General features: G+C 43.3%; 25 protein-coding genes. 4 read left to right on the forward strand and 21 right to left on the reverse strand.

What is annotated here, in order from left to right; translation table 11 throughout:
* Positions 1–102: 102 nt before the first annotated feature.
* The 14 genes from EGI32_RS07475 to tgt all read right to left on the reverse strand — a co-directional run bounded on the left by EGI32_RS07475 (position 103) and on the right by tgt (position 10,865).
* Entirely contained in the window at positions 103–471 is a 369-nt protein-coding gene (locus EGI32_RS07475) for a hypothetical protein (RefSeq protein ID WP_255154761.1), read from the reverse strand.
* A gap of 80 nt (positions 472–551) precedes the next feature.
* On the reverse strand, positions 552–971 hold the full coding sequence (locus EGI32_RS07480) for a type II 3-dehydroquinate dehydratase (RefSeq protein WP_255154762.1): 420 nt from the start codon (positions 969–971) through the stop codon (positions 552–554).
* Positions 972–1,134: 163 nt separating this feature from the next.
* A complete protein-coding gene (carA, locus tag EGI32_RS07485; protein WP_255154763.1) occupies positions 1,135–2,220 on the reverse strand; it encodes a glutamine-hydrolyzing carbamoyl-phosphate synthase small subunit in 1,086 nt (361 codons plus the stop codon).
* Between the two features lie 166 nt (positions 2,221–2,386).
* Complete coding sequence (rplQ, locus tag EGI32_RS07490; RefSeq protein ID WP_255154764.1) at positions 2,387–2,923, reverse strand: 50S ribosomal protein L17; 537 nt, start codon at positions 2,921–2,923, stop codon at positions 2,387–2,389.
* 108 nt (positions 2,924–3,031) lie between these two features.
* Entirely contained in the window at positions 3,032–4,030 is a 999-nt protein-coding gene (locus EGI32_RS07495; RefSeq protein WP_255154765.1) for a DNA-directed RNA polymerase subunit alpha, read from the reverse strand.
* Between the two features lie 111 nt (positions 4,031–4,141).
* The gene (gene rpsD / locus EGI32_RS07500; protein ID WP_255154766.1) at positions 4,142–4,747 is read right to left on the reverse strand and encodes a 30S ribosomal protein S4; all 606 of its coding nucleotides are present in this window, start codon (positions 4,745–4,747) and stop codon (positions 4,142–4,144) included.
* 155 nt (positions 4,748–4,902) lie between these two features.
* Positions 4,903–5,313, reverse strand: a complete 411-nt coding sequence (gene rpsK, locus EGI32_RS07505; RefSeq protein WP_255154767.1) for a 30S ribosomal protein S11 — start codon at positions 5,311–5,313, stop codon at positions 4,903–4,905.
* Positions 5,314–5,509: 196 nt separating this feature from the next.
* Positions 5,510–5,890 carry a 30S ribosomal protein S13 gene (rpsM, locus tag EGI32_RS07510; RefSeq protein ID WP_255154768.1) on the reverse strand — a complete coding sequence of 127 codons (381 nt, stop codon included), beginning with the start codon at positions 5,888–5,890 and terminating at the stop codon, positions 5,510–5,512.
* Positions 5,891–5,982: 92 nt separating this feature from the next.
* Positions 5,983–6,099: a type B 50S ribosomal protein L36 gene (gene ykgO / locus EGI32_RS07515; protein WP_255154769.1), complete on the reverse strand. Its 117-nt coding sequence runs from the start codon at positions 6,097–6,099 to the stop codon at positions 5,983–5,985.
* 68 nt (positions 6,100–6,167) lie between these two features.
* Positions 6,168–6,386 (reverse strand): translation initiation factor IF-1, encoded by a 219-nt coding sequence (infA, locus tag EGI32_RS07520; protein ID WP_255154770.1) that lies wholly within the window; start codon positions 6,384–6,386, stop codon positions 6,168–6,170.
* Positions 6,387–6,646: 260 nt separating this feature from the next.
* Positions 6,647–7,168 carry a DUF6705 family protein gene (locus tag EGI32_RS07525; protein WP_255154771.1) on the reverse strand — a complete coding sequence of 174 codons (522 nt, stop codon included), beginning with the start codon at positions 7,166–7,168 and terminating at the stop codon, positions 6,647–6,649.
* Between the two features lie 14 nt (positions 7,169–7,182).
* On the reverse strand, positions 7,183–8,832 hold the full coding sequence (locus EGI32_RS07530) for a hypothetical protein (protein WP_255154772.1): 1,650 nt from the start codon (positions 8,830–8,832) through the stop codon (positions 7,183–7,185).
* Between the two features lie 55 nt (positions 8,833–8,887).
* A complete protein-coding gene (locus EGI32_RS07535) occupies positions 8,888–9,598 on the reverse strand; it encodes an OmpA family protein (RefSeq protein WP_255154773.1) in 711 nt (236 codons plus the stop codon).
* Between the two features lie 127 nt (positions 9,599–9,725).
* Entirely contained in the window at positions 9,726–10,865 is a 1,140-nt protein-coding gene (gene tgt / locus EGI32_RS07540; protein WP_255154774.1) for a tRNA guanosine(34) transglycosylase Tgt, read from the reverse strand.
* Between the two features lie 194 nt (positions 10,866–11,059).
* Between tgt and EGI32_RS07545 the strand changes: the two genes are divergently transcribed.
* The 3 genes from EGI32_RS07545 to EGI32_RS07555 all read left to right on the forward strand — a co-directional run bounded on the left by EGI32_RS07545 (position 11,060) and on the right by EGI32_RS07555 (position 13,793).
* Positions 11,060–12,196, forward strand: a complete 1,137-nt coding sequence (locus EGI32_RS07545) for a glycosyltransferase (protein ID WP_255154775.1) — start codon at positions 11,060–11,062, stop codon at positions 12,194–12,196.
* Between the two features lie 153 nt (positions 12,197–12,349).
* On the forward strand, positions 12,350–12,985 hold the full coding sequence (gene rsmG, locus EGI32_RS07550; protein WP_255154776.1) for a 16S rRNA (guanine(527)-N(7))-methyltransferase RsmG: 636 nt from the start codon (positions 12,350–12,352) through the stop codon (positions 12,983–12,985).
* A gap of 175 nt (positions 12,986–13,160) precedes the next feature.
* On the forward strand, positions 13,161–13,793 hold the full coding sequence (locus EGI32_RS07555; RefSeq protein WP_255154777.1) for a response regulator transcription factor: 633 nt from the start codon (positions 13,161–13,163) through the stop codon (positions 13,791–13,793).
* 119 nt (positions 13,794–13,912) lie between these two features.
* Here the strand turns inward: EGI32_RS07555 and EGI32_RS07560 are convergent, their stop codons facing one another.
* The 7 genes from EGI32_RS07560 to EGI32_RS07590 form a co-directional block, all read right to left on the reverse strand.
* Positions 13,913–15,850, reverse strand: coding sequence for a M1 family metallopeptidase (locus EGI32_RS07560; RefSeq protein ID WP_255154778.1), 1,938 nt, complete (start codon positions 15,848–15,850; stop codon positions 13,913–13,915).
* Between the two features lie 178 nt (positions 15,851–16,028).
* Entirely contained in the window at positions 16,029–17,180 is a 1,152-nt protein-coding gene (locus EGI32_RS07565) for a M28 family metallopeptidase (protein WP_255154779.1), read from the reverse strand.
* Between the two features lie 164 nt (positions 17,181–17,344).
* A complete protein-coding gene (gene rsmI, locus EGI32_RS07570) occupies positions 17,345–18,010 on the reverse strand; it encodes a 16S rRNA (cytidine(1402)-2'-O)-methyltransferase (protein ID WP_255154780.1) in 666 nt (221 codons plus the stop codon).
* 158 nt (positions 18,011–18,168) lie between these two features.
* A complete protein-coding gene (purS, locus tag EGI32_RS07575; RefSeq protein WP_255154781.1) occupies positions 18,169–18,414 on the reverse strand; it encodes a phosphoribosylformylglycinamidine synthase subunit PurS in 246 nt (81 codons plus the stop codon).
* A 2-nt stretch (positions 18,415–18,416) separates the two neighbouring features.
* Positions 18,417–19,175 (reverse strand): CDP-diacylglycerol--serine O-phosphatidyltransferase, encoded by a 759-nt coding sequence (gene pssA, locus EGI32_RS07580; RefSeq protein WP_255154782.1) that lies wholly within the window; start codon positions 19,173–19,175, stop codon positions 18,417–18,419.
* A gap of 82 nt (positions 19,176–19,257) precedes the next feature.
* Positions 19,258–19,611 (reverse strand): four helix bundle protein, encoded by a 354-nt coding sequence (locus tag EGI32_RS07585; protein ID WP_255154783.1) that lies wholly within the window; start codon positions 19,609–19,611, stop codon positions 19,258–19,260.
* Positions 19,612–19,729: 118 nt separating this feature from the next.
* Complete coding sequence (locus EGI32_RS07590; protein WP_255154784.1) at positions 19,730–21,019, reverse strand: aminopeptidase P family protein; 1,290 nt, start codon at positions 21,017–21,019, stop codon at positions 19,730–19,732.
* Between the two features lie 370 nt (positions 21,020–21,389).
* Between EGI32_RS07590 and pckA the strand changes: the two genes are divergently transcribed.
* Positions 21,390–22,994: a phosphoenolpyruvate carboxykinase (ATP) gene (gene pckA / locus EGI32_RS07595; protein ID WP_255154785.1), complete on the forward strand. Its 1,605-nt coding sequence runs from the start codon at positions 21,390–21,392 to the stop codon at positions 22,992–22,994.
* Positions 22,995–23,044 lie beyond the last annotated feature (50 nt).

Genomic DNA, 23,044 nt, shown 5'->3' on the forward strand with positions numbered 1-23,044 from the left:
GGAACACATACCCACAAAGGGTTTCCGGGCATATCAAGAATGCAAGGGTGCGTTCCGGAAAATTATTTTCGGTAAATACTGTTGAGATGACAGTGAAAATAATCAGGCCATATCTGGCGGAGGAGTAGCTACATCGAGTGCAGGAAATGATAACTGCGGGAGCATGTATTCAGAGAAACTATGTTTCCTGATCTCTACAAAACGATCGCGTTGAATGAAAACGGAAGGCTGAAGGTAATTGTAGTCAACTGATTTTACTACATGAAAATCCTGACCATTATCGGAATCTTCGTCTTCCGGTGTCGGATCATAATTACCCAATAAAACCTGGTCGACATATTCGGAAACGCTGTTGATGTCATCGATCTGGCGGCCGGTGATATCGTATTGATCATCTTCTGCAACCTGTGGCAGGAACATCGAAGTGTTCATGTGACACAGCAGTAATATGAATGCAAAAAATTTCTTCATGAAGTTGCGAAGATATAAAAATCAGCCGGGGGCAAAGTATGGTAACTTATTTTTAACAGAACATTGTTGCAACAATAATATCAATGGTGAATAAACCAGCCGAGCGCCAGTTCGTAACCTTTGAGGCCCAGGCCGCTTATAACGCCTGCACTTTTGCCTGACACATGTGATATCTTTCGGAAATCTTCACGGCTGAAAATGTTTGAGATATGTACTTCAACCACTTTGGTAGTGATTGCTGCAATCGCATCACCAAGTGCTACTGAAGTGTGTGTGTAGCCACCGGGATTTAGAATAATGCCATCGTAATCGAATCCGAGCTTTTGTATTTCATTGATGAGTTCACCTTCGACATTGCTTTGAAAATAGCTGAATTCTACCTGGGGGTAATGATCAATCAGATCCTGCAGAAAATCTTCGAAAGTTTCTTTTCCATAAACTTCAGGCTCGCGTTTACCAAGGAGATTGAGGTTGGGGCCGTTGATGATAGCAATTTTCATGACACGAATTTATACGAATTACACGAATTACACGAATTGGTTTCTTAAGCAAAAAGGCTTGTAAGAAGACAGATCATTTTAAAATCAGATTCTTTATGATAAAATAAAAATCCCGCCAACGGCGGGATTCATTCGTGTAATTCGATAAAATTCGTGTAATCAACTATTTCATCATCCCTACAAAGTCATCAAACAGGTATCTGCTATCGTGTGGTCCTGGTGTAGCTTCAGGATGATATTGCACGGAGAATGCTTTTTTGCCTTTGACCCTGATACCTTCGATGCTGTTGTCATTGAGGTTCATGTGGGTGATCTCTATATTTTCTTTTGTCTTTACTGTTTCCGGATTTACACCAAAACCGTGGTTCTGGGTGGTGATCTCGCTTTTGCCGGTAATGATATTTTTTACCGGGTGGTTTAATCCGCGGTGTCCGTGGTGCATCTTGAAAGTATCGATATCATTGGCGAGTGCCAGCAACTGGTGCCCGAGGCAGATGCCGAAAAGTGGTTTGTCGGCTGCCAGTATTTGTTTCACAGTTTTGATCGCGTAATCCATCGGTGCCGGATCACCGGGACCATTGCTGATGAAATAACCATGTGGCTCAAATTTTTCCAGTTCTTCAAACGGCGTTTTTGCATTAAAGACTTTTACAAAAACTCCCCTTTCCGTCAGGCAATTCAGAATATTCTTTTTGATCCCAAAATCAAGCACCGCAACACGCAGGTCACTGTTTTCATCGCCTAAAGTATATGTCTCGGTGGTACTTACCACTGAAGCCAACTCCAGTCCATCCATAGAAGGAACGGCTTTCAATTGTGCCTTCAGTTTTTCAATATCTTTCTCATCTGAAGAAATGATGCAGTTCATCGCACCTTTTGTACGCACATGTGCTACCAATGCACGTGTATCCACGCCATCGATCGCTACGAGGTTCTCATCTTCAAAATATTGCTGTAATGACCTGTCAGCCAGGAAACGGCTGAATTTTTCTTCCAGGTTCCTGCCGATGACAGCTTTCACTTTCACGCTTCCGCTTTCCACATCCGCTTCTTTTACGCCATAGTTCCCGGTATGCACGCTGTTCATGATCAATACCTGGCCATAATAACTAGGGTCTGTGAATACTTCCTGGTACCCCGTCATACCGGTATTAAAACAAAGTTCACCTGTTGCGGTCCCTTTTTTTCCGAAGGCATTACCATGGATGATGGTACCGTCTTCGAGGATCAAAATCGCTGTTTCGTTCATAGTTATATCAGTTGTGCCGTTATATTCTGCAAATAAAAAACATTGTTGTGAATTCTCGGTTAAAACCCCGGAGGTTTTGCAAAACCTCCGGGGTTTATTAGCATTTTGCCTAAAAAAAGCCCCGATATAAATATCAGGGCTGGTATAAAATTTCAAAGAATCATGCTTATGCTTCTTTTGTTTCTTCAGTAGTTTCTGCAGCATCTGGAACAGGAGTTTCAGTTGTTGCTTCAGCAGCAACTTCTTCAGTTTTCTTTTTTGCACCGCCAGAAGAACGACGGGTTTTCTTAGCAGGTTCAGCAGCAGTTGCAACTGATTTGCCATAGATTTCGTTGAAGTCAACCAGTTCTATCATTGCCAATTCAGCGTTATCACCGGTACGTGCGCCTAATTTGATGATACGAGTGTAACCACCCGGGCGGCTTGCTACTTTTGGAGCGATCACTGTGAAAAGTTCTTTTACAGCCTGCTTGTCATTCAGGTAGCTGAAAACTATCCTGTGATTGTGCATGATAACTTCTTTGGTATCGGTAGCCTTTGTCTTGGTGATCAATGGCTCGATGTAAGTACGCAAAGCTTTCGCTTTAGCCAGGGTTGTAGTGATCCTTTTGTAAGTGATCAGCTGGCAACCAAGGTTCATCAAAAGGGCCTTCCTGTGGGAAGCGGTCCTGCTTAAATTGTTGTTTTTGTTTCCGTGACGCATGACGTTGTTTTTTTAGTTCATCTGTACCGTGTCAGGATTTACAGACTACTTATGAGTGTTTAATTACTTAAATGAAATTGCTTCGTTCCCCGCAATGACGGGAAAGCATTAATTATCGTCGTCGATCTTCAGTTTGCTCAAATCCATGCCGAAGCTCAGACCGCGTTCCTGCAATACTGAATCGATTTCGCTCAGAGATTTCTGGCCGAAGTTCCTGAACTTCATCAGGTCTTCCTGTTCGTATTGTACCAGTTCGCTCAAAGAGTTGATCTTAGCAGCTTTCAGACAGTTGAAGGCACGTACTGAAAGATCGAGGTCTTCCAATGGGGTCTTCAGCATTTTGCGCAGTTGCAAAGTCTGTTCGTCTACCAGGTCTTCTTTTTTATCTTCTTTGGTATCGAAAGTGATGTTTTCATCCGTGATGATCATCAAATGCTGAATAAGGATACGGCTGGCTTGCTTTACCGCTTCTTCAGGATGGATGGTACCGTCGGTAACCACATCGATGATCAGTTTTTCGAAATCCGTGCGCTGTTCAACCCTGGTATTTTCTATCAGGTACTTTACGTTCTTGATAGGGGTGTAAATAGCATCTACCGGAATATATCCGAAGTGAGCATTCTTTTCTTTGTGTTCTTCAGCAGGCACATAACCACGACCTCGACCTATAGTGATCTCGATGTCAAGTTTTGCGCTGTTATCCAAAGTACAGATAAGCAGTTCTGGGTTCATCACTTCAAATGCCGGGGAAACTTCTCCGATCATTCCTGCAGTGAACTCAGTTTTGTTTTTGATAGACAAAGTAACCTTCTCCGTATTCACTTCGTGGTCAACCTTGGCTTTAAAACGAACCTGTTTAAGGTTAAGAATGATTTCCGTAACGTCTTCCGTAACACCTTTGATGGTTGCGAATTCGTGGTCGGCGCCGGCTATATTGATCCCAATGATAGCATACCCTTCCAGTGAATTCAACAATACCCTGCGCAGTGCGTTACCGATCGTTACACCATATCCTGGTTCTAACGGACGGAATTCAAACTGAGCTTCAAAGTCTGTTGCTTTCTGAAGAACGATCTTATCTGGTTTAACAAAATTGAAAATACCCATTTGTATTTTTGTTGTTTAATTTAAAATTTGGTTCAATCTATGATCTGTGATGTATGATCTATGATCTTTCAGACCTCCTTAGATCATAGATCTAAGATCATTGATCAAAGATTACTTGGAGTACAATTCCACAATCAGCTGTTCCTTGATATTTTCCGGAACGCTTTCCCTTTCAGGATAAGTGATGAAAGTACCTTTCAGTTCTGCTTCGTTCCATTCTACCCAGTTGAATTTAGGGTTTTTACCGCGAAGGTTTCCTGTGATAGCAGTATTTGCAGCAGTCTTGTTTTTCAGGCCGATAACGTCACCTGGTTTGCAGCTGTAAGATGGTATGTTCACAATCTCACCATTAACGGTAATATGTTTGTGACTAACCAGCTGACGTGCACCCTGGCGGCTAATAGAGATCCCAAGCCTGTATACGGTATTGTCCAGACGAGCTTCCAGCAATTTGATCAGGTTTTCACCTGTTACACCTTTACGGCGGCTGGCTTCGTCAAATGTTTTACGGAATTGTTTTTCCAGCAAACCATACGTGTATTTCGCTTTTTGTTTTTCTGACAACTGTAAAGCGTATTCACCTAAAGTTTTACGTTTGCGGTTTGCACCATGCATTCCCGGAGGATTGCTGTTCTTGGTTAACCACTTGCCATTTCCTGTGATAGGTTCTCCAAACCTGCGGGAGATCTTTGTTTTGGGGCCTGTATAACGTGCCATAATATTAAAGTGATTTTTTAGTGTCGATGCATCATTATAAAAATCTTAAAATGAATGGTGCACCCGTTAATAAATATGTTGATGGTTGAAGGTTGATAGTTGAAAGTTGTTGCGGTTTGAAACGCATTGAACTTTGAACATTGAACCCTGAACTTTTAAACTCGCCTTTTCTTCGGAGGACGGCAACCGTTGTGTGGCATTGGAGTAACGTCTTTGATAGTTGCTACTTCGATACCGTTTTGTGACAAAGAACGGATAGCACCTTCACGGCCGCTTCCTGGTCCTTTTACAAAAACGTCTACCCTTTTCAGACCAGCATCCAACGCTACTTTAGCGCAATCTGCTGCAGCCATCTGAGCGGCATAAGGAGTATTTTTCTTACTTCCTTTGAAACCCATTTTACCAGCGCTTGACCAGGAGATAACCTGACCTTGCTTGTTGGTAAGACTGATGATAATGTTGTTGAAACTTGCTACGATGTGAGCGTCACCATGAGCTTCCACCTTTACGATCCTTTTCTTTGCAGCTGCTTTTCCGCCTTGTTTGCCGCCTTGTGCTTTTGCCATAATTGTACTTATAGGTAATCAGTTAAAAAATTATCCCGAAATAACCGGGACCGGACCAACCCTCCTGCTGACTTAAACTATCCGGCGTTGGGTCCAAAAAAACAAGTCATATATTAAATGACGAATTACGAATGACGAATTTCAGGCAATATTTAAACGCCACGAACATTCGTAATTCGTAATTGTCAATTAGTAATTATTTCTTAGCTACCTTCTTCTTGCCGGCAACTGTCTTACGTTTACCTTTCCTGGTACGGCTGTTGGTACGTGTACGTTGTCCGCGAACAGGCAAACCTTTACGGTGACGAAGGCCACGGTAGCATGCGATATCGAGCAAACGTTTGATGTTCATCTGTGTTTCACTACGCAAAGCACCTTCCGTCTTGAACTCAGTGTTGATCACGTTACGGATAGCCGTTTGTTCGTCATCATTCCACTGGTTTACTTTCTTATTAATATCGATACCTGCTTTTTCCAGGATGTACTTAGCAGTAGAGCGACCGATACCATAAATATAGGTAAGACCGATTTCGCCTCTCTTGTTCTTTGGTAAATCTATACCGGCAATACGAGCCATAGTTATTATTTGATTTGTTATTGTTGATTTTAGATTGCATCTGCAAGACAAACGACCTTCAAGATCATACATCTTACATCATACATCATAGATTATCCTTGTTTTTGCTTAAAACGAGGATTCTTTTTGTTGATCACATACAGACGGCCTTTTCTTCTCACGATCTTACAGTCTGCGCTGCGTTTTTTAATTGAAGCTCTAACCTTCATCTTAATTGAGTTTTTACTTATTACTTAATACTATATATTACACGAATTCTTACGAATTACACGAATGATTATTTATACCTGAAAATGATACGGCCTCTTGTAAGATCGTAAGGGCTCATTTCCACTCCCACTTTATCCCCGGGTAAGATACGGATGTAATGCATCCTCATTTTCCCGGAAATGGTAGCCAGTATTTCGTGGCCATTTTCCAGCTTTACCTTGAACATAGCATTGCTCAACGCTTCTACTATTGTTCCATCTTGCTTAATAAGTGCCTGTTTAGCCATAAATTTCGGAGCGCAAAGATAAGAGGAATTATTTAATTATTAAACAAAAAATACAGATAAACCCAAATTAATGGCGATTATCTATGTTTCGTGCTGTAATTAATTGTAATTCAATGCTCTTTTTTTGCAGCCGGTGGCAAAAGTAGGCAAAAAAATGCAAGGTTCAAAACGTTCAAGAGGTTCAAGAGGCTCAAAAAATTAAATGTATCCGTTGGAATACAACCTTTTGAGCCTATTAAACAGTTAAGATATTTGAAAATTTATTGTTTTACCAAGGTAAAATCTACTGGTAATGTTATTCCTGGAATACCCGGAGCAGCAACAAATCCTTCCCCATTTCCATCGATATGACAAACCAACTGAGCAGGTGTACCTGATACATATTGTAAAGTAAATGGCTGTGTCTGCTTTTTAGGGCTATCCACCATATTGCCCTTAAGATTATTTGGATCTGGCGAGGGCCAGTTGACCCAAACCAGTAAAGACCCTTTTTTGGTTTGCCCAAGTAGAGGGAAGGCAGCCAGGTGATCTTCAATCACTACACCATTCTGGGTATATTTATGAGACCCCATGAGCACATCTTCGGTCATTTTCAGCCCATTGGAATAATAATGAACTTTCTTAAACATGAAAATGATTTCTTGCGTAGAGTTTGTAAATTTCCAGGTACCTACAAATTTGTCCAGTTCAGGGCGGTAAATATCCGCCCCTACAGCAGGAGGTTGGCATAAAGTCGTTAAACTCGTTAGGAATAATACTGATATAATTAATAATTTTTTCATGATAACTAATTTGTTTATGTGCAAGGAACACTTACTACCACTCCGTTTTCAAGTTTAAGTTCTGAAAATTGTGAAAAATTATTATTCGCTTTCATTACTTTCAAACCACCGCCAACTCTGTTCAAAAATGAAAGAAAATTTTTTTCTGTGTCGTTTGTGCTGGTGTTATGAGTAATATTATATGCATTATACATCTTCTCGAGTTCAAGATTATCTTCTCCCTGAAGGGCAAAATCGTAATCGCTGGCAAACTGCATAAAATCATTGACATTATCGATTACAAGAAAATAAGCTTCGTGTTTCCAATTAATTATTCCCACTGTCAGCTTAGTAAAATCTGTCCACGGTTGGTTAGCAGAGTTTCTGTATTGGAGCAAATGATAGATAGTCATAATATCAGAAGGCGAAAATATAGGAAGTATCTTAGGATTAAAATCCGGATGTGTATGGATCCAATACAGTAGAGTACTCAGATTGGACTGATAATTAAGATTAACCTGTGGTACTGGCGTAGATGTAGAAGATGTTATAATACCACCAAACTCATAATTTCCTATTCCATCAGGGCCAATAGGTAGACCGAGTTCACGATGAAAACTCGGATCTGGATTGCTCATATAACCGTCTAGCGTTTGTAAAGTCGATTGATAATTTATCAGTGGAGCCATTTTTTCGCATGGCGTTTTGTTAATCGGAGGTTCATCAGGAATAGGCAAGATGGGTAAACCGCCTGTAGGAGCCGTACATGGCGGCCTAGAACACGGAAAATGATGTGGAACAGGATTTCCGCCGTTAATGGGAGTAGTGGGATTATTCGTTGTGCCACCACCACCACCGGTACCGCCACCAGTTCCGCCGGTACCACCACCTACACCACCAGTTCCATCATCAAATATAGTATCCCAGCAATTCTCCTGTGAATATGACCAGCATGGATTGTGGTATACTATCATCCTGGCGGAATTTGTTGATACACAAACCGATACAGTAACCAGTTCACAGGATGTATAAGTAGTCAGCAGGTTATTCGAATTACTGAATGTTGAATCTCCAATGGAAATTTTCTTTATAGCATTGATAGCTGTGTCTAACTCTGATTCAAACAATTTTTTATTGAGCAGTTGAAAATTTTTATATCCAAAAACCATGCTATTCAAACGTGCAATAAGAGTTGTAAAATCTTCAGCACTTGGCTTTCCATTACCCGCAATTCCGATAGGATATGCTTTATAATCCTGGGCGAGCGTATAATTTATACTAAGGCTCCTATCCAAACTCGATAACAAATACCCGTTAACAAAAAGGGAATCCTGCTGTACAAACGGAACGCAAATAATAGTATCTGGAATTATCATATTCCCACCACCACCTCTGCCTCCCGCTTTAGGCATTTTCAGTTTAATAATAGCTTTGTCCCATACAGGATAACCGTTGTTTCTTGCAAAGTCAGTTATATATTCAGTGATTTCGTTGCGACGACGCATTTCATCTGCAACTCTTTTTATCGAAGGATTAATATTAGACGGAACCCTGAAGAACAATTCTGTAGCCGATCTATCAACCTTATTATAGGAAAAATCTGTTTTTTTACATGAAAAAATAAATATAGTAAGAATCAGTGCACTAAAAAGACCATACTTTTTAAGCAAAAAATAAATTTTCATAAAATTGGTAGGGTAGGTATTAACAAATAAAAAACTAAAGTAAGTATTTTTAAACCTATTCCAAAATTTTTACCTCCGTGCGCCTGTTGGTAGCCCTTCCTTCCGCTGTTTTGTTGCTTTCAATCGGCTGGGTCATGCCGTAGCCTTTTGCAAATACCCTGTCGGCAGCTATTCCCTTGGACAACAGGTAGTCACGCACCACATTGGCACGATCCTGCGATAATTTGAGGTTATTGGCCGCAGTACCTACATTGTCGGTATGGCCGCCCAGCTCGATGCGCTCATCGTCTTTTCTTACCAGGTAGGCTACCAGTTCATTCAATACATTGTAAGAACTTTCTTCCAGGGTAGCTTTTCCGGTTTCGAAATTACAATCATCCAGCACGAAGGTTTTGGAAGGCTGGTGCTGCAGATCCACGATCATAGGGTCGCGGTAATACGCTTTTCCCTGTAAAGCAGGGATATCCAGCACATTGAGGCTGGTGGAGTCTTTGAAGCCCAATACAAATATTTCGTATTTATCACCTGCCGGCAACCGGAGGGAAAATTTACCGTAATCGTCAGATATCCCCTGAAATTCCTTCCCATTCTTCTCACTTCTAAATACAACGATCTCATTATTGAGCGCATTTTTCTTAAAATCGGTGATCGTCACGTTTACCGGGGCATCTTTAGGCACCGATCCGTCCTGAACCGGAGAAGTTTGCGCAAAAATGGCCATCGGAAAGATAAAGGCCAGTAAGAGGAAAAGGTATTTATTTTTCATGGTCGTAATTGGTTTTACAGCAAAATAATGAATAATTAATAATTAATAATGAATAATTCAACCGGCCCGCTTCGACCTGATATAACCTTGCAGGTTTAAAATTATTAATTATTCATTATTAATTTGATTATAGCCTCGTTTGCAGCCGCATCACCATTTCCTCTTTCCAGCTTTTGAAATTCCCCCCTTCAATCTGTTTCCTGGCTTCACCCACCAGCCAGAGGTAAAATGCCAGGTTGTGCACGCTGGCGATCGTGAGCCCCAGGTACTCCTTGCTTTTCATCAGGTGGCGGAGGTAGGCTTTGCTGTAATAATTGCTCATCGGGCAGTCGATACCGTCGTCGATCACTGAAAAATCCTTTTCCCACTTTTTGTTATCGATGTTGATGATACCTTTGGAAGTGAACAACATGGCATTGCGGCCGTTGCGGGTAGGCATTACACAGTCGAACATATCCACGCCCATACCGATGGCTTCGAGGATATTCCATGGGGTACCCACGCCCATGAGGTAGCGGGGTTTGTCCTGCGGAAGATGATCGCAGCAGAGGGCGCATATTTCGTACATGGTATCTATGGGTTCCCCTACACTCAAACCGCCGATGGCATTGCCGGTAGCATTTTTGGAAGCAATATATTCGCAGGAAGCTTTCCGCAGATCGTGGTGTACGCCTCCCTGTACGATCGGGAAAAGGTTTTGCGTATAGCCATATTTATCCTGTGTGGCATTAAATTGTGTAAAACAACGGTCGAGCCAGCGGTGCGTAAGTTCCATGGAGTTTTTGGCGTATTTGTATTCGCTTCCGCCGGGCGGGCATTCGTCGAACGCCATGATGATATCGCCGCCGATAGTGCGTTGGATGTCCATCACTTTTTCGGGGCTGAACAAATGCCTGCTGCCATCGATATGCGATTGAAAAGTGACGCCTTCCTCATTGATCTTTCTTGTTCCCGCCAGCGAAAACACCTGGTACCCGCCGCTATCCGTCAGGATCGGCTTGTGCCAGCCATTGAACTGATGCAATCCGCCCGCTGCTTCCAGTATTTCCAATCCCGGCCTCAGGTATAAATGATAGGTATTGCCAAGGATGATCTGCGCCTTCACTTCTTCATGCAACTGCTGCTGTGTCACCGCTTTTACGCTACCCACCGTACCCACCGGCATGAAAATGGGCGTTTTTATTTCCCCATGATCAGTGGTGATGGTCCCCGTACGGGCTTTGGTAAGGGGGTCGGTTTTTTCCAGCTGAAAAGTTAATGCGCTCATCTATATTTTTTATGGCTGCAAAGATACAGGGTTCAAAAGTTTAAAGGTTCAAGAGGTTCAAAACGTTGCATCCTAATGATATGCATTTAACCTTTTTAACCTCTTGAACGTCTTGAACCTTTAAACCTTCTTTACTTTTGAACATTTTGAACTTTGAACTTTTTGAACCTTTTGAACCTTGTATCTTTGCCCTCATGCATTTACCAAAATTCCTGTTGCTGCACTGGCAGTTGATACTATTTGTGTCATTGTCGGCAGCCGCCCTAATACAACTATTTTATCATCTTTTTTTCTTCAGCAGGCTGGCATTTTACAAGCCTGCGCTCAAAGCTGTTTCCCGGACCCATCCGGTAAGCGTAATCATTTGTGCCCGGGATGAAGCAGCCAACCTGGTAGATAATTTACCCGGCTCACTCGTGCAGGAATATCGCACCACACATGAAGTGATCGTGGTGAATGATAATTCGTTTGACGAAAGCAAATACATCCTCGAAGAATTTCAGCGCAGCTTCAAGCAACTGCAGGTGGTGGAACTGACTCAGGAAGCGAGGATGATCCCGGGCAAAAAATTTCCGCTGAGCATCGGTATCCGCTCGGCAAAATATGAAACACTTTTGCTCACCGATGCAGACTGTGTGCCAGCCAGCGAACACTGGATCGACAGCATGCAGAATGCCTACCACGACGAAACGGAGATCGTGCTGGGCTATGGCGCTTTTCATAAGAAAAAAGGATTTCTCAACAAGCTGATCCGCTGGGAAACTTATCACTCGGCGCTGCAATACCTGAGTTATGCGCTGGCAGGCGTTCCATACATGGGTGTCGGAAGAAATCTTTCGTACAAAAAGGCTGTGTTCTTCCGACACAAAGGCTTTTCGGCGCACAACAATGTGCCGGGTGGCGATGATGACCTGTTCATCAATGCTGCCGCAACAAAAAAGAATATCCGCATCAATATCGAGAAAGATAGTTTTACGATGAGCAAACCCGCCGAATCGTGGCAGCAATGGCGCAGGCAGAAGCAACGGCATTATACCACTTCGAAATTCTACAAACCTATACATAAATTCCTGCTGGCCTTATATGCGTTTTCTCAATTTATTTTTTACCCGTTACTCATCGCCAGCGCCCTATTTTACAACTGGCAATATGCATTGATCGTATTCGGAATAAAATTGCTGGTGCAATCCATCATATTTTATCGCACGCTGAACAAACTGGGAGAAAAAGACCTCTTCGGATTATTCATTTTCTTTGACATGTGGATGTTTTTTTATTACCTGATCTTTGCACCGGCATTGATGAGGAAACCAAAGCAGGCCTGGAAGTAGGCAAGCGCCTGCGGCGCATGCGGGTGAATGGTGAATGGTGAATGGTGAATAGTGAAACCTTTGAAGTTTAAAAACATTTAAGGGAATTTCATTTTTCGAAAACGACACCAATCCGCAACCCGTAACTTTGTAACGCATTCAAATTTTAAAAAATTGGATATTTTAGAAAAATATTTCTCCGACTTTACCCCCACTCAAAAAGAGCAGTTTGCTGCCTTAAAAGACCTGTATTCCGACTGGAATGAGAAGATCAATGTGATCAGCCGGAAGGATATGGATAATTTTTATGTGCATCATGTATTGCATTCGCTGGCTATTGCCGCAAAATTTGATTTCAAAAAAGATCTGCAGGTGATGGATCTTGGTGCAGGTGGCGGCTTTCCGGGATTGCCCCTGGCGATATTTTTTCCGGAAGCGAATTTCCACCTGGTAGACAGTATCAACAAAAAGCTCACGGTAGTAAAAGAGATCGCTTCAGCGATCGGGTTGAAAAATCTTACCACGCAACATTCCCGCGCCGAGGAGATCAAAAACCGCCAGTTTGATGTGGTGGTATCCCGTGCCGTAGCACCGCTAAAAGATCTCTGGCGCTGGGGCAAGCCATTGATCCGCCGCAACAAGACCGCCGCCGGCATCGACAATCCAAACGGCCTCATCTGCCTGAAAGGCGGCGACCTTACCCAGGAAATTTTTGAAAGTGGTTGTAAACCATTTGTTTGGGAAGTTGACAATATCTTCGCTGAACCGCATTTTGAACAGAAATACCTTTTGTACCAACCGATTAAATAGTCAATAGGGAATAGTGAATAGTGAATTAGTCATTTAGTATGAAGCTTCTTGCTTATTGACTACTCCCTATTGACTATTCACTATTGACTATTCACTATTGACTACTCCCTATTGACTACCACCACTACCCCCTTTGAGGTACTTTTTTAGGTTATTTTTTTACCTATTTTGCAATATGAAAAATATACCTGTTGCAATTGTTGAAGATAACAGCGACATCCGTCAGGCCCTTGCAAACATCATCGAACATGCCGATGGTTATGAACTCGTTTGTACCTGCAACAATGGCGAAGATGCCCTCATAAAACTTCCCATCTTTCAGCCACATATCATTTTGATGGACATCAACCTTGGTGGCATCAACGGCATTGAAGTGGTACGCGAATTAAAAGCATCTTACCCGGACATGCTTTTTATGATGGATACCGTTTACGAGGAAGATGACAAGATCTTTGATGCGCTCAATGCCGGCGCCAGTGGTTATATCCTGAAAAAATCCACACCAGCCAAATTACTCGAAGCCATCAAGGAACTCAATGAAGGCGGGGCACCGATGAGCAGCCAGATAGCCCGTAAGATCGTTTCTACTTTCCAGAGCAAACCTGTAGTAGCCAATAACTCGCTGGATAATCTCTCGAAACGCGAACTGGAAATTTTGGAAATGCTGGCGACCGGATTGGTGTATAAAGAAATTTCAGCCAAGCTTTTTATCAGTTCGGAAACAGTGCGCAAGCATGTTTATAATGTATATCACAAACTTCACGTGAACAATCGGGTGGAAGCAGTCAATAAATTTTACGGCAGGTAACCAACCACCAAGACACAAAGAACTCAAAGTTTCACAAAGTAGAAAAGGGCACGCGAGCGTGCCCTTTTCTTTATATTTTTTCTTGTGCTTCTTTGAGCTCTTTGTGCCTTCGTGGTTACTTACCAGTTCAACTCCAGCACATTATTCTTTTGATCCACATCTGCCAGTCTTTTTGACGGATCGATCTCCACTTTTTTGATATCCTTCAAATTTGCCTTGAGGCTGATGGTGTAAGTCGGATGCGTCCATTTCCATTCGTTTTCCACGATGAATTTTTCACCGGTTGTTTCCTGTTTTTTATTACCGAACATGAGGTTTAGCGGGATCGTATGCATTTCGGTTGTACCATCCTTAAAAGTGATCTGCACATCTATGGGCATCGGCATAAGTCCAATCCTTTTGAAACGGATGTTGGAAAGCCCGTTTTCTTCCCAAAGGTTATCGATGCTGTAATCGATCGTCTTAATAGAATTTACCCAGTATTGTTTGTACCAATCGAGCTGAAGCCCGCTCACATCCTGCGCCACTTTCATGAAGTCGTTGGCATTCGGATGCTTGAATTTCCAGCGGTTGTAATATTCCAGGAGTATCTTATCCCGTACGGAAGCGCCAACAATGTACCCCAATTGCTCCAGGAACACTGCCCCTTTTGAATAAGAAGCAATGCTGTAACCCGTGTTGGTATTGAAATGATCGGCATGTGTCGATAAAGGCTCCTCAAAATTGCTGCGTGCCAGCGAATAATAACTGTTGTAAGCCGAAGGATGATTTTCCGGCAAAGTAGCCAGTTGTTCCTTCAATCCTTTTTTATCGGGCTTGATGGCAAAAGTATCCCTCAGTTTTTGTTTCTCCGTCTTGCCTTCGTAAAAAGCAGTTTCGATGGTTTCGCCATAATCGGTAAACCCTTCATCCATCCACGGGTAGAGGCTTTCGTTGGTACCGAGTATCATCTGGAACCAGCTATGCGTCCACTCATGAAAAGCCGTACCAAGTCCCGGTGTGTGTATCAGCGTAGCCATCGCGTATTCCATACCGCCATCGCCGCCATGCAGGAAACTATATTGCGGGTAAGGGTATTTACCAAAATTCTTTTCGATGAATGGAAGCACTTTTACCGCCGCATCGGCCAGTCTTTCCCAGGCAGAATCATTGCCCGGGCTATCAGGAATAAAATTATAAATAACATGGATCACCGGTCCGTTGCCCGGCATTTTCCTCACCAGGTGTTTGTATTCCGGATCAGCAGCCCATACAAAATCATGGATATTGTTGCCCACAAAATGCCAGCTGCGTTTATCCTTTGCCGTTGGTTTCAATTCGGTACCGGGTTTATCATAACCCCAGCCAATCTCATTGGCATTTACCAATACGCCGGTACCACCGATCTTGTATGTTTTATCAATGTTGATGGTCACGTCAAAATCTCCCCATACTCCATAGAATTCACGGGCCACGTAGGGGGTAGGATGCCAGCCTTCGTAATCGTACTCGCACATTTTGGGATACCACTGGCTTATGCTGTAGCGCACGTTCGTTTTAGGGTTATCCCTGCCGCTCCTGCGGATCTGCAAAGGCACCTGAGCTTCAAATTCCATTTCGAAGGTAACGGTGGTCTTAGGCAGAATGGGTTTGGTAAGGTTTACCTCCAGGATCGTTTCGTGGTATTTGAAGGGTTGCGGTACGCCATTCATCTTTAATGAAATGATCTTCTGGTAACCGATCTCTTCCGGTTTCAGATTGGCGATCCTGTCCTTCACCCTCGTATCCCAGTCGGGCTTACCACCAATGCTGATCTTGCCCAGTTCCTGGCTGCGTACGTCCATGCTGCTTCCGGGTTGAAAAGCATTCCAGTACAGGTGGTAGAATACCCTGTCGAGTTTGTCCGTGGAGTTATTGCTGTAGGCCAGCACCTGTTTGCCGGTAAACTTATTGCTGTTCACATCTACGTCCACATTCATTTTATACTTCACACGTTGCTGCCAGCGGTCGGGCTGCGCCTGCGAAGAAAGAAATAAGGAACATAGAATAAGAAATAAGGAAGTGGCTTTATGAGTCATGCTTGAAAAATTGTCGTGCAAAAATCGGCTAAAAAGTTCAAAGGTTCAAAAGTTCAGGGGGTTCAAAATGTTAAATGCGTTCCATTAGAACAAACCTTTCGAACATTTTGAACCTTTGAACTATTGAACTTTTGAACCTTTGAACTTTTTGAACCTCTTGAACTGTTAAACTGTTGAACTACTCAGACTTCATCAGCCTTTGATTGAACTGAACGATCAGTTTAAACAGATCTTCATGCTCATTCAGCGGTAGTGTGGCACTTTTATCAAACACATCGTGATACGCTTTTATTCCACCCATGGTATAAAAGAAAAATGCAGGCACTCCCTTTTCTGTAAAAAAATAATGGTCGCTGTTGGCGGCTTTGCCGCGTGGATATATTTTAGTGAGCAATTTGTAGCGATCGTTCACTTCGTTCATGATGGCGAATTCTTTTGGAAATTCAGTGGCGTTAACTATCGTAATGCCTTCTTCGCCGGTTCCGGCAAGATCGGTATTGATGAGAAAACGGATATTATTCAACGGCACCAGCGGGTGTTCGGTAAAATATTTAGACCCTCTCAATCCTGCTTCTTCCCCGGCAAAACAAATGAACCCGATGCTGTACGGCTGCGGATTTTTTGCATAATAATGCGCCAGGTTCAGCAGCAGCGATATGCCGCTGGCATTATCATTCGCTCCGGGAAAATAAGTATCCTTGCCCATGCCGCCCAGATGATCGTAATGCGCCGTGATGAAAATGATGGAATCCGGTTTGGCAGTTCCTTTTACGATAGCACACACGTTGGAGGCATTAAAATCTTCCACGAGTTTATTTTCTATATTGACAGAAAATTCCTTTGGCAAACCTGAAATGGATTTTTTATCGATATCGATCATCGTATAATCAGAGGCTATATCTGCTACCGACCAGGTAAGTTTATCCTGAAGGCGAACCAATAAAGCATTTTTACGGTTGATGAATTGTATGCTATCCGCCTGCTCCAGCTCACCTTTACCCTTCACGCCTTTCGCGTCCGGCGAAACGATGAAATCCTTACCAGGCAACAATGTTTTACCATTGATGCTGAGTTCCATTTTTCCGGGAAAAGTATTCACGTCATAACTGAATTTTTGAAAATAATCTTTCCCTGAAAGTGGCTGCAGTCCATAATCTTTGAATTGCATGGCAATAAAACCGGCGGCTTTTTTCATGCCGTCGTTGGTATAACCACGTCCCCAGAAATAGGGAGAAGTAAGGGTATCGACTATTTTTCTGCCAAAGGAAAGTTCCTGTGCATGGGCATTGAAAGAAATAATACTAAGGAAAACCAGGATTAATTTTTTCATGTGTAGATTTTAATTATCCTAAAGGATCAAGATTTTCTTAACCGCAGAGAACATGGATAAACGGAGCTTACGCAGAGAATGCTCTATCAGAGACACTTCTACGTGAACTCTGGGCTCTCTTGTTTTCTCCGGTAAAAGTATTAATAACAAAACCGAATAACGATCTAGTTTTTCCCATCGACTACTATCACAATTTCTCCTTTCACCGTTTTTGCATTGAAATGATCGTATACTTCCTGGAGGCTACCGCGTTTGTTTTCTTCAAACTTTTTGGTGAGCTCCCTGCTTACGCAACATTGCCGGTCGGTGCCAAAATATTGAATGAAATCATTCAATGTTTTTACCAGCCGCATGGGGCTTTCGTAAAAGACCATGGTACGTTCTTCCAGCGCCATTTTTTTGAGAAAAGTCTGGCGGCCTTTTTTCAACGGAAGAAACCCTTCGAAGCAAAAGCTGGTGATAGGCAGCCCACTGTTGACCAGGGCCGGTACAAATGCCGTTGCGCCCGGCAGGCATTCCACCTTGATATCGTGTTTCACACATTCGCGTACCAATAAAAAAGCTGGGTCACTGATGCCGGGGGTTCCCGCATCGGTAAGCAACGCAATCGTTTTGCCGGCCAGCATCTGCTCAGCCAGGTGAACCACGATCTTATGTTCGTTGTGCTGATGATAAGGTGATACAGGTTTTTGTACCTGGTAATGATTGAGCAATACGCCCGAAGTGCGGGTATCCTCCGCTAGAATAAGATCCACTGACTTTAATACATCAATGGCCCTGAAAGTCATATCGGCTAGGTTGCCTATAGGGGTGGGAACGATGTAAAGCATGAAGAAGAGTTGTCAGATGTTAGATGTCAGTTGTCAGCAAGGAACAACTCAGGTTGAAATTATCCGCTTGCTTTCCTGTTGAATTGTTCAACCCGCAAAACCAGCAGACTCCGATAAGCGGTCGTCCATCGTCGGTCGTCAGTGGTCGGTTGCCTCTCCTACCCGATGGTTATCTCAAACATTTCCATCACCTGGTTGGCTAATAATTTCTTAGCTGCGTCTTCCGCGATGGCTTTAGCTGCTGCTTCTGATTCTGCTTCTACCTGCAGGGTGATATTTTTGCCGATGCGTACATCTTTGATGCTCCCCAATCCAAGATTTCCTAATCCGCCCATGACCGCTTTCCCTTGCGGATCAAGCAATTCTTTCAATGGCATCACTTTTACCTGCGCTGTATAGATCATATTTAGTTGTTTTTGAAAAGCAAAGATAAAATAATGTAGCCTATAAAAATAACAGGTACCGCCAGCCAATGCAAAAACACGATACATAACAGCGAAAAGCCCAGCAATATCAGTTTAGGAAGGTTTCCTTTGATGCTTTTATCCTGGAATTTCAACGCCATGAGGGGGAGTTTGCTCACCATCAGTCCGCTTACCACGATGATGACACCATAAAGGAACCATTTGTTCAGCAGCAGCTCCTGCACAAAAGCTATATCAGTATACCAGTAAATAACAGGGAATGATGCGATGAGCAATCCCGCTGCCGGGATCGGTACGCCTTTGAAACCGTATTGCTGCGAAGTATCGATATTGAACCTTGCCAGCCTGTAAGCGCCGGCCGCCGCGATGAACAATGCCGGCACCAGCCAGATGACAGAGATATCAAGCCCGTCTTCCTGCTTCGCAAAACTCAGGCGGAGAAACTGGTAGATGATGAGTGATGGCGCTACACCAAAACTTACCACATCGGCCAGGGAATCGAGTTGCTTGCCCATCTCGGAAGTGGCATTGAATAACCTCGCTACAAACCCGTCGAGAAAATCAACTACCGCCGCAATGGCTATGAACAGGGACGCCAGCCAGATCTTTTCAGGAATATCCACAAACTGGGCACCTTCGGGGCTGTACTGAATAACAATTCCATTTTGCAAAATTGCTATGATGGCCAGGCAGCCGAAAATAAGGTTGAGCAGTGTAAATAAATTGGGTATCTGTTTCATGAGGAGAAGACGACCGACGACGGACGACCGAAAGTTTATAATTTTTAAAGGTTATCTTTTATTTTCTAATCTAAAAAGACGGCTATTTTAGGGAATTCTTAAATGCCTGAATTTTATAAACCAACCTGTCCAGATTATTGTAAAATCTATTGAACAGCAGTTGATCAATGTAATTTCTTCTGATAGCAAGATACAGACAATTGACTACTTCTAATGCTGATCGCTGAGCATAACCTAAAAACCTTCTTTGCTCCGGATCAGACTGCCCGGTTGAACCTTCCGCGATATTCAAAGAAATGGAATCCGCAGCACGTTTCATCTGTGATGTCAAAGAAAACATCTCCTCCTTCGGGAATGCCCTTGTCAGCCAATGAACTTCATCCGCCATATTCACTGCAAGCTTCCATACTTCCAGTTTTTCAAATTTAAATGCCATACCACTTCGCTTTTCGTTTTAAAAAAGTTTTTGTGTGTATGGTTAGTAGGTTATATTCTATCAGTTTGGTCAGTCGTCCGTCGTCGGTGGTCATTCGCCGGTCGTCAGTCCCCGGTCGTCATCGCTTCATCAACGCCTCAATCTCTTCCACCGTTATCGGGATATTCTTCATCAGATCCTTATTGCCGTTCCGGGTGATCCAGAAATTATTTTCGATGCGGATACCCATTTTTTCTTCTTCAATATAAATTCCGGGCTCGATCGTAAACACCATGCCCGCTTTGATCGGCTCTGTACGCGTTCCCAGGTCATGCACATCTATTCCGAGATGATGCGAAATACCATGGTATAGATATTTGCGGTAAGCCCTGTTTTCAGTATCTTCATTTTTTACATCCGATTTGCGGAGCAGCCCGATCTTCTGGAAAATAACTGTCGCTTCCTCACCAACCTTATCGGTGTAATCCAGTATGCTGATGCCCGGTTTTAAAATGCTTGCGGCGTAATGATGCAGGTGAAGGCAGGCGTTGTAAACCGTTTTTTGCCTGCGGGTGAATTTGCCGTTGACGGGTATGGTACGTGTAAGGTCGGCGCAATAGCCGCCATATTCCGCACCAAAATCCATCAGGATAAGATCGCCGTCTTTACATTCGCGGTTGTTCTCTACGTAGTGCAAAATGCGGGCACTATCGCCACTGGCGATGATGGAACCATATGCCGGGCCGGTTGCACGTTGCGATAAAAACGAATGATATATTTCTGCTTCAATCTCGTACTCCATAGTGCCGGGTTTGATGAATTGCAGCAGGCGGCGGAACGTAACATCGGTGATGTCCATCGCTTTCTGCAGCACTTCCACTTCCTGCAGAGTTTTGATGGCACGTAATTCCTTCGTGATCTTCGCGCTGCGTTTGTATTGATGCAACGGGTAACGTTCCTTCATCATTTCCGCGTAGCGGTAATCCCTTACCGACACAAGGTTCGACTTGCGGTCGTTCTCATTGCTGTTGAGATAAATGGTATCGGAAAGATGTATCCAGGGCTGCAGCAATCCATCCAGCACATCCAGCCAAACGATGCTGGTGATACCGGATATGGCGGTTCCTTCATTGCTACGCAAAAGGTGCCCGTCCCATTTTTCTTTCAATTCGTTGGGCCGTGTCAATACCAGTACCTCACGGTATTTCGGATCCGGGTTATCCGGGAATAATATCAGCATGCTGTTTTCCTGTTCGATACCGGTAAGCCAGTACAGATCGGAGTTCTGCTTGAATTTATAAAGAGCGTCACCATTGGTGGGCAACTCGTCATTACTGTTGAAAATGGCGATGGAATTCTTTTCCATCTTATCGGTAAACCTTTTGCGGTTCTGTACAAAAATGGCTGGATCTAAAGGAAGATATTTCATACTGTTGATTTAATTACACGAATTAAAGCGAATTTCACGAATTATGGATCACGAAATATACGAATTACACGGATTTTACGAATTAAATTCAATCTTTAAGATCGGGTTACTCAGTAAAAACCCCAAAGGTTTGACCATTCAGCATTCACCATTGAGCTGTTCACCTATTCACTCATTCGCCAAAATATAATTGCCATCCAACATTATCCAACAATAATAAAACGGGTTTCAAAAATCGCCCCTTCTTTTAGAAAATTTACAAAGGAACTTCCACAAAACATAGATAGGAATGCAGTATTGGCGGTGCTTACGGTTACGGGATGAATAATTGATATATTACCTTTGCGGCATCACTAAAAAGATGCTTGCTATGTCTTTATCAACAATGACCGAAGCCCCATTGAAGGCTTTGGCTGAAATGGGTATACATACAACCCAACCCGTACACTATCAACTGCCTTCGGCAGAATTATCCAGACAATCTGTAGACCGTGGCGAAGGCGTCCTGAATGATACAGGCGCACTGCTGATCAAAACGGGGAAATTTACAGGCCGTAGCCCGAAAGATAAGTTTACTGTAAAAGACGTCCTCACTGCCGATACGGTAAACTGGAATGATTTCAACATACCGTTTGAAGAAGCGCAGTTTTTTAAACTGAAAGAGAAAATGGTCAGTTATTTTTCTTCGAAAGAAATATGGGTACGCGATTGTTTCGCCTGCGCCGAAACCAAATACAGGCTCAGCCTGCGAGTGATCAATGAAGATCCGGCGAGCAACCTCTTTTGTTACAATATGTTCATCCGCCCTACCGAAAATCAGCTCGAAAATTTTGCCCCGCATTGGAACATCCTGCAGGCGCCGGGTTTTAAAGCGAACCCTGCTGAAGATGGTACCCGTTCAGAAAATTTTGCAGTGATCAGTTTTACGCATAAAACTATCCTCATCGGCGGAACAGGTTATACCGGGGAAATGAAAAAAGGAATTTTCACGATGCTGAATTTCGTATTGCCGCACCGGGCAAATGTATTGAGCATGCATTGCAGCGCCAACATGGGCAAAGACGGTGATACTGCTATTTTCTTCGGATTGAGCGGAACCGGCAAAACCACTTTGAGCGCCGATCCTAACCGCTCACTCATCGGTGATGACGAACATGGCTGGGACGATGAAAGCGTATTTAATTTTGAAGGCGGTTGCTATGCAAAAACGATCGACCTGAGTGAAGAAAAAGAACCGGAAATATTTCACGCCATCAGGCCGGGCGCCCTGGTAGAAAACGTGACTTTCCTGCCTGGAACGAACACCATTGATTTTACCAGCAAAACAATTACCGAAAATACGAGGGTGAGTTATCCGCTCGATTTTATCAGCAATGCGCTGGAGCCATCGATCGGCAAAACCCCGAGGAATATATTTTTTCTTACGGCCGATGCATATGGTATCTTACCTCCTATCAGCAAACTAAATGCAGGGCAGGCGATGTACCAGTTCATCAGCGGTTACACCGCAAAGGTTGCAGGTACGGAAGCCGGAGTAAAGGAACCGCAAAGTACGTTCAGTGCTTGCTTTGGCGCACCTTTCCTTCCATTGCACCCTGGCAAATATGCGGAGATGCTGGGTAAAAAAATGAAAGAGCATGATGTGAACATCTGGCTGGTCAATACCGGCTGGAGCGGTGGCCCTTATGGCATAGGACAGCGTATGAAGTTGAGTTATACCCGTGCGATGATCACTGCGGCACTGGAAGGCAAACTGAATGAGGTGAAATATACAGCGCACAAAACATTTGGCATGATGATGCCCGTGGAATGCCCGGGTGTACCATCAGAATTACTGAACCCTCGCCAGGCCTGGAAAGATGAAAATGAATATGACCAGAAAGCAAAGCAACTCGCCGCTGAATTTGTAAATAATTTCAAGAAATATGAAAGTGGTGTCAGCGAAGAAATTTTAAGGGCAGCGCCGGTAATTTAAAATGTTGCCAAAGTCGATAAAAAAACGATCACGGATTTTAGATTGATTAG

It is taken from the genome of Ferruginibacter sp. HRS2-29 (assembly GCF_024343615.1).
GTDB lineage: Bacteria > Bacteroidota > Bacteroidia > Chitinophagales > Chitinophagaceae > Ferruginibacter.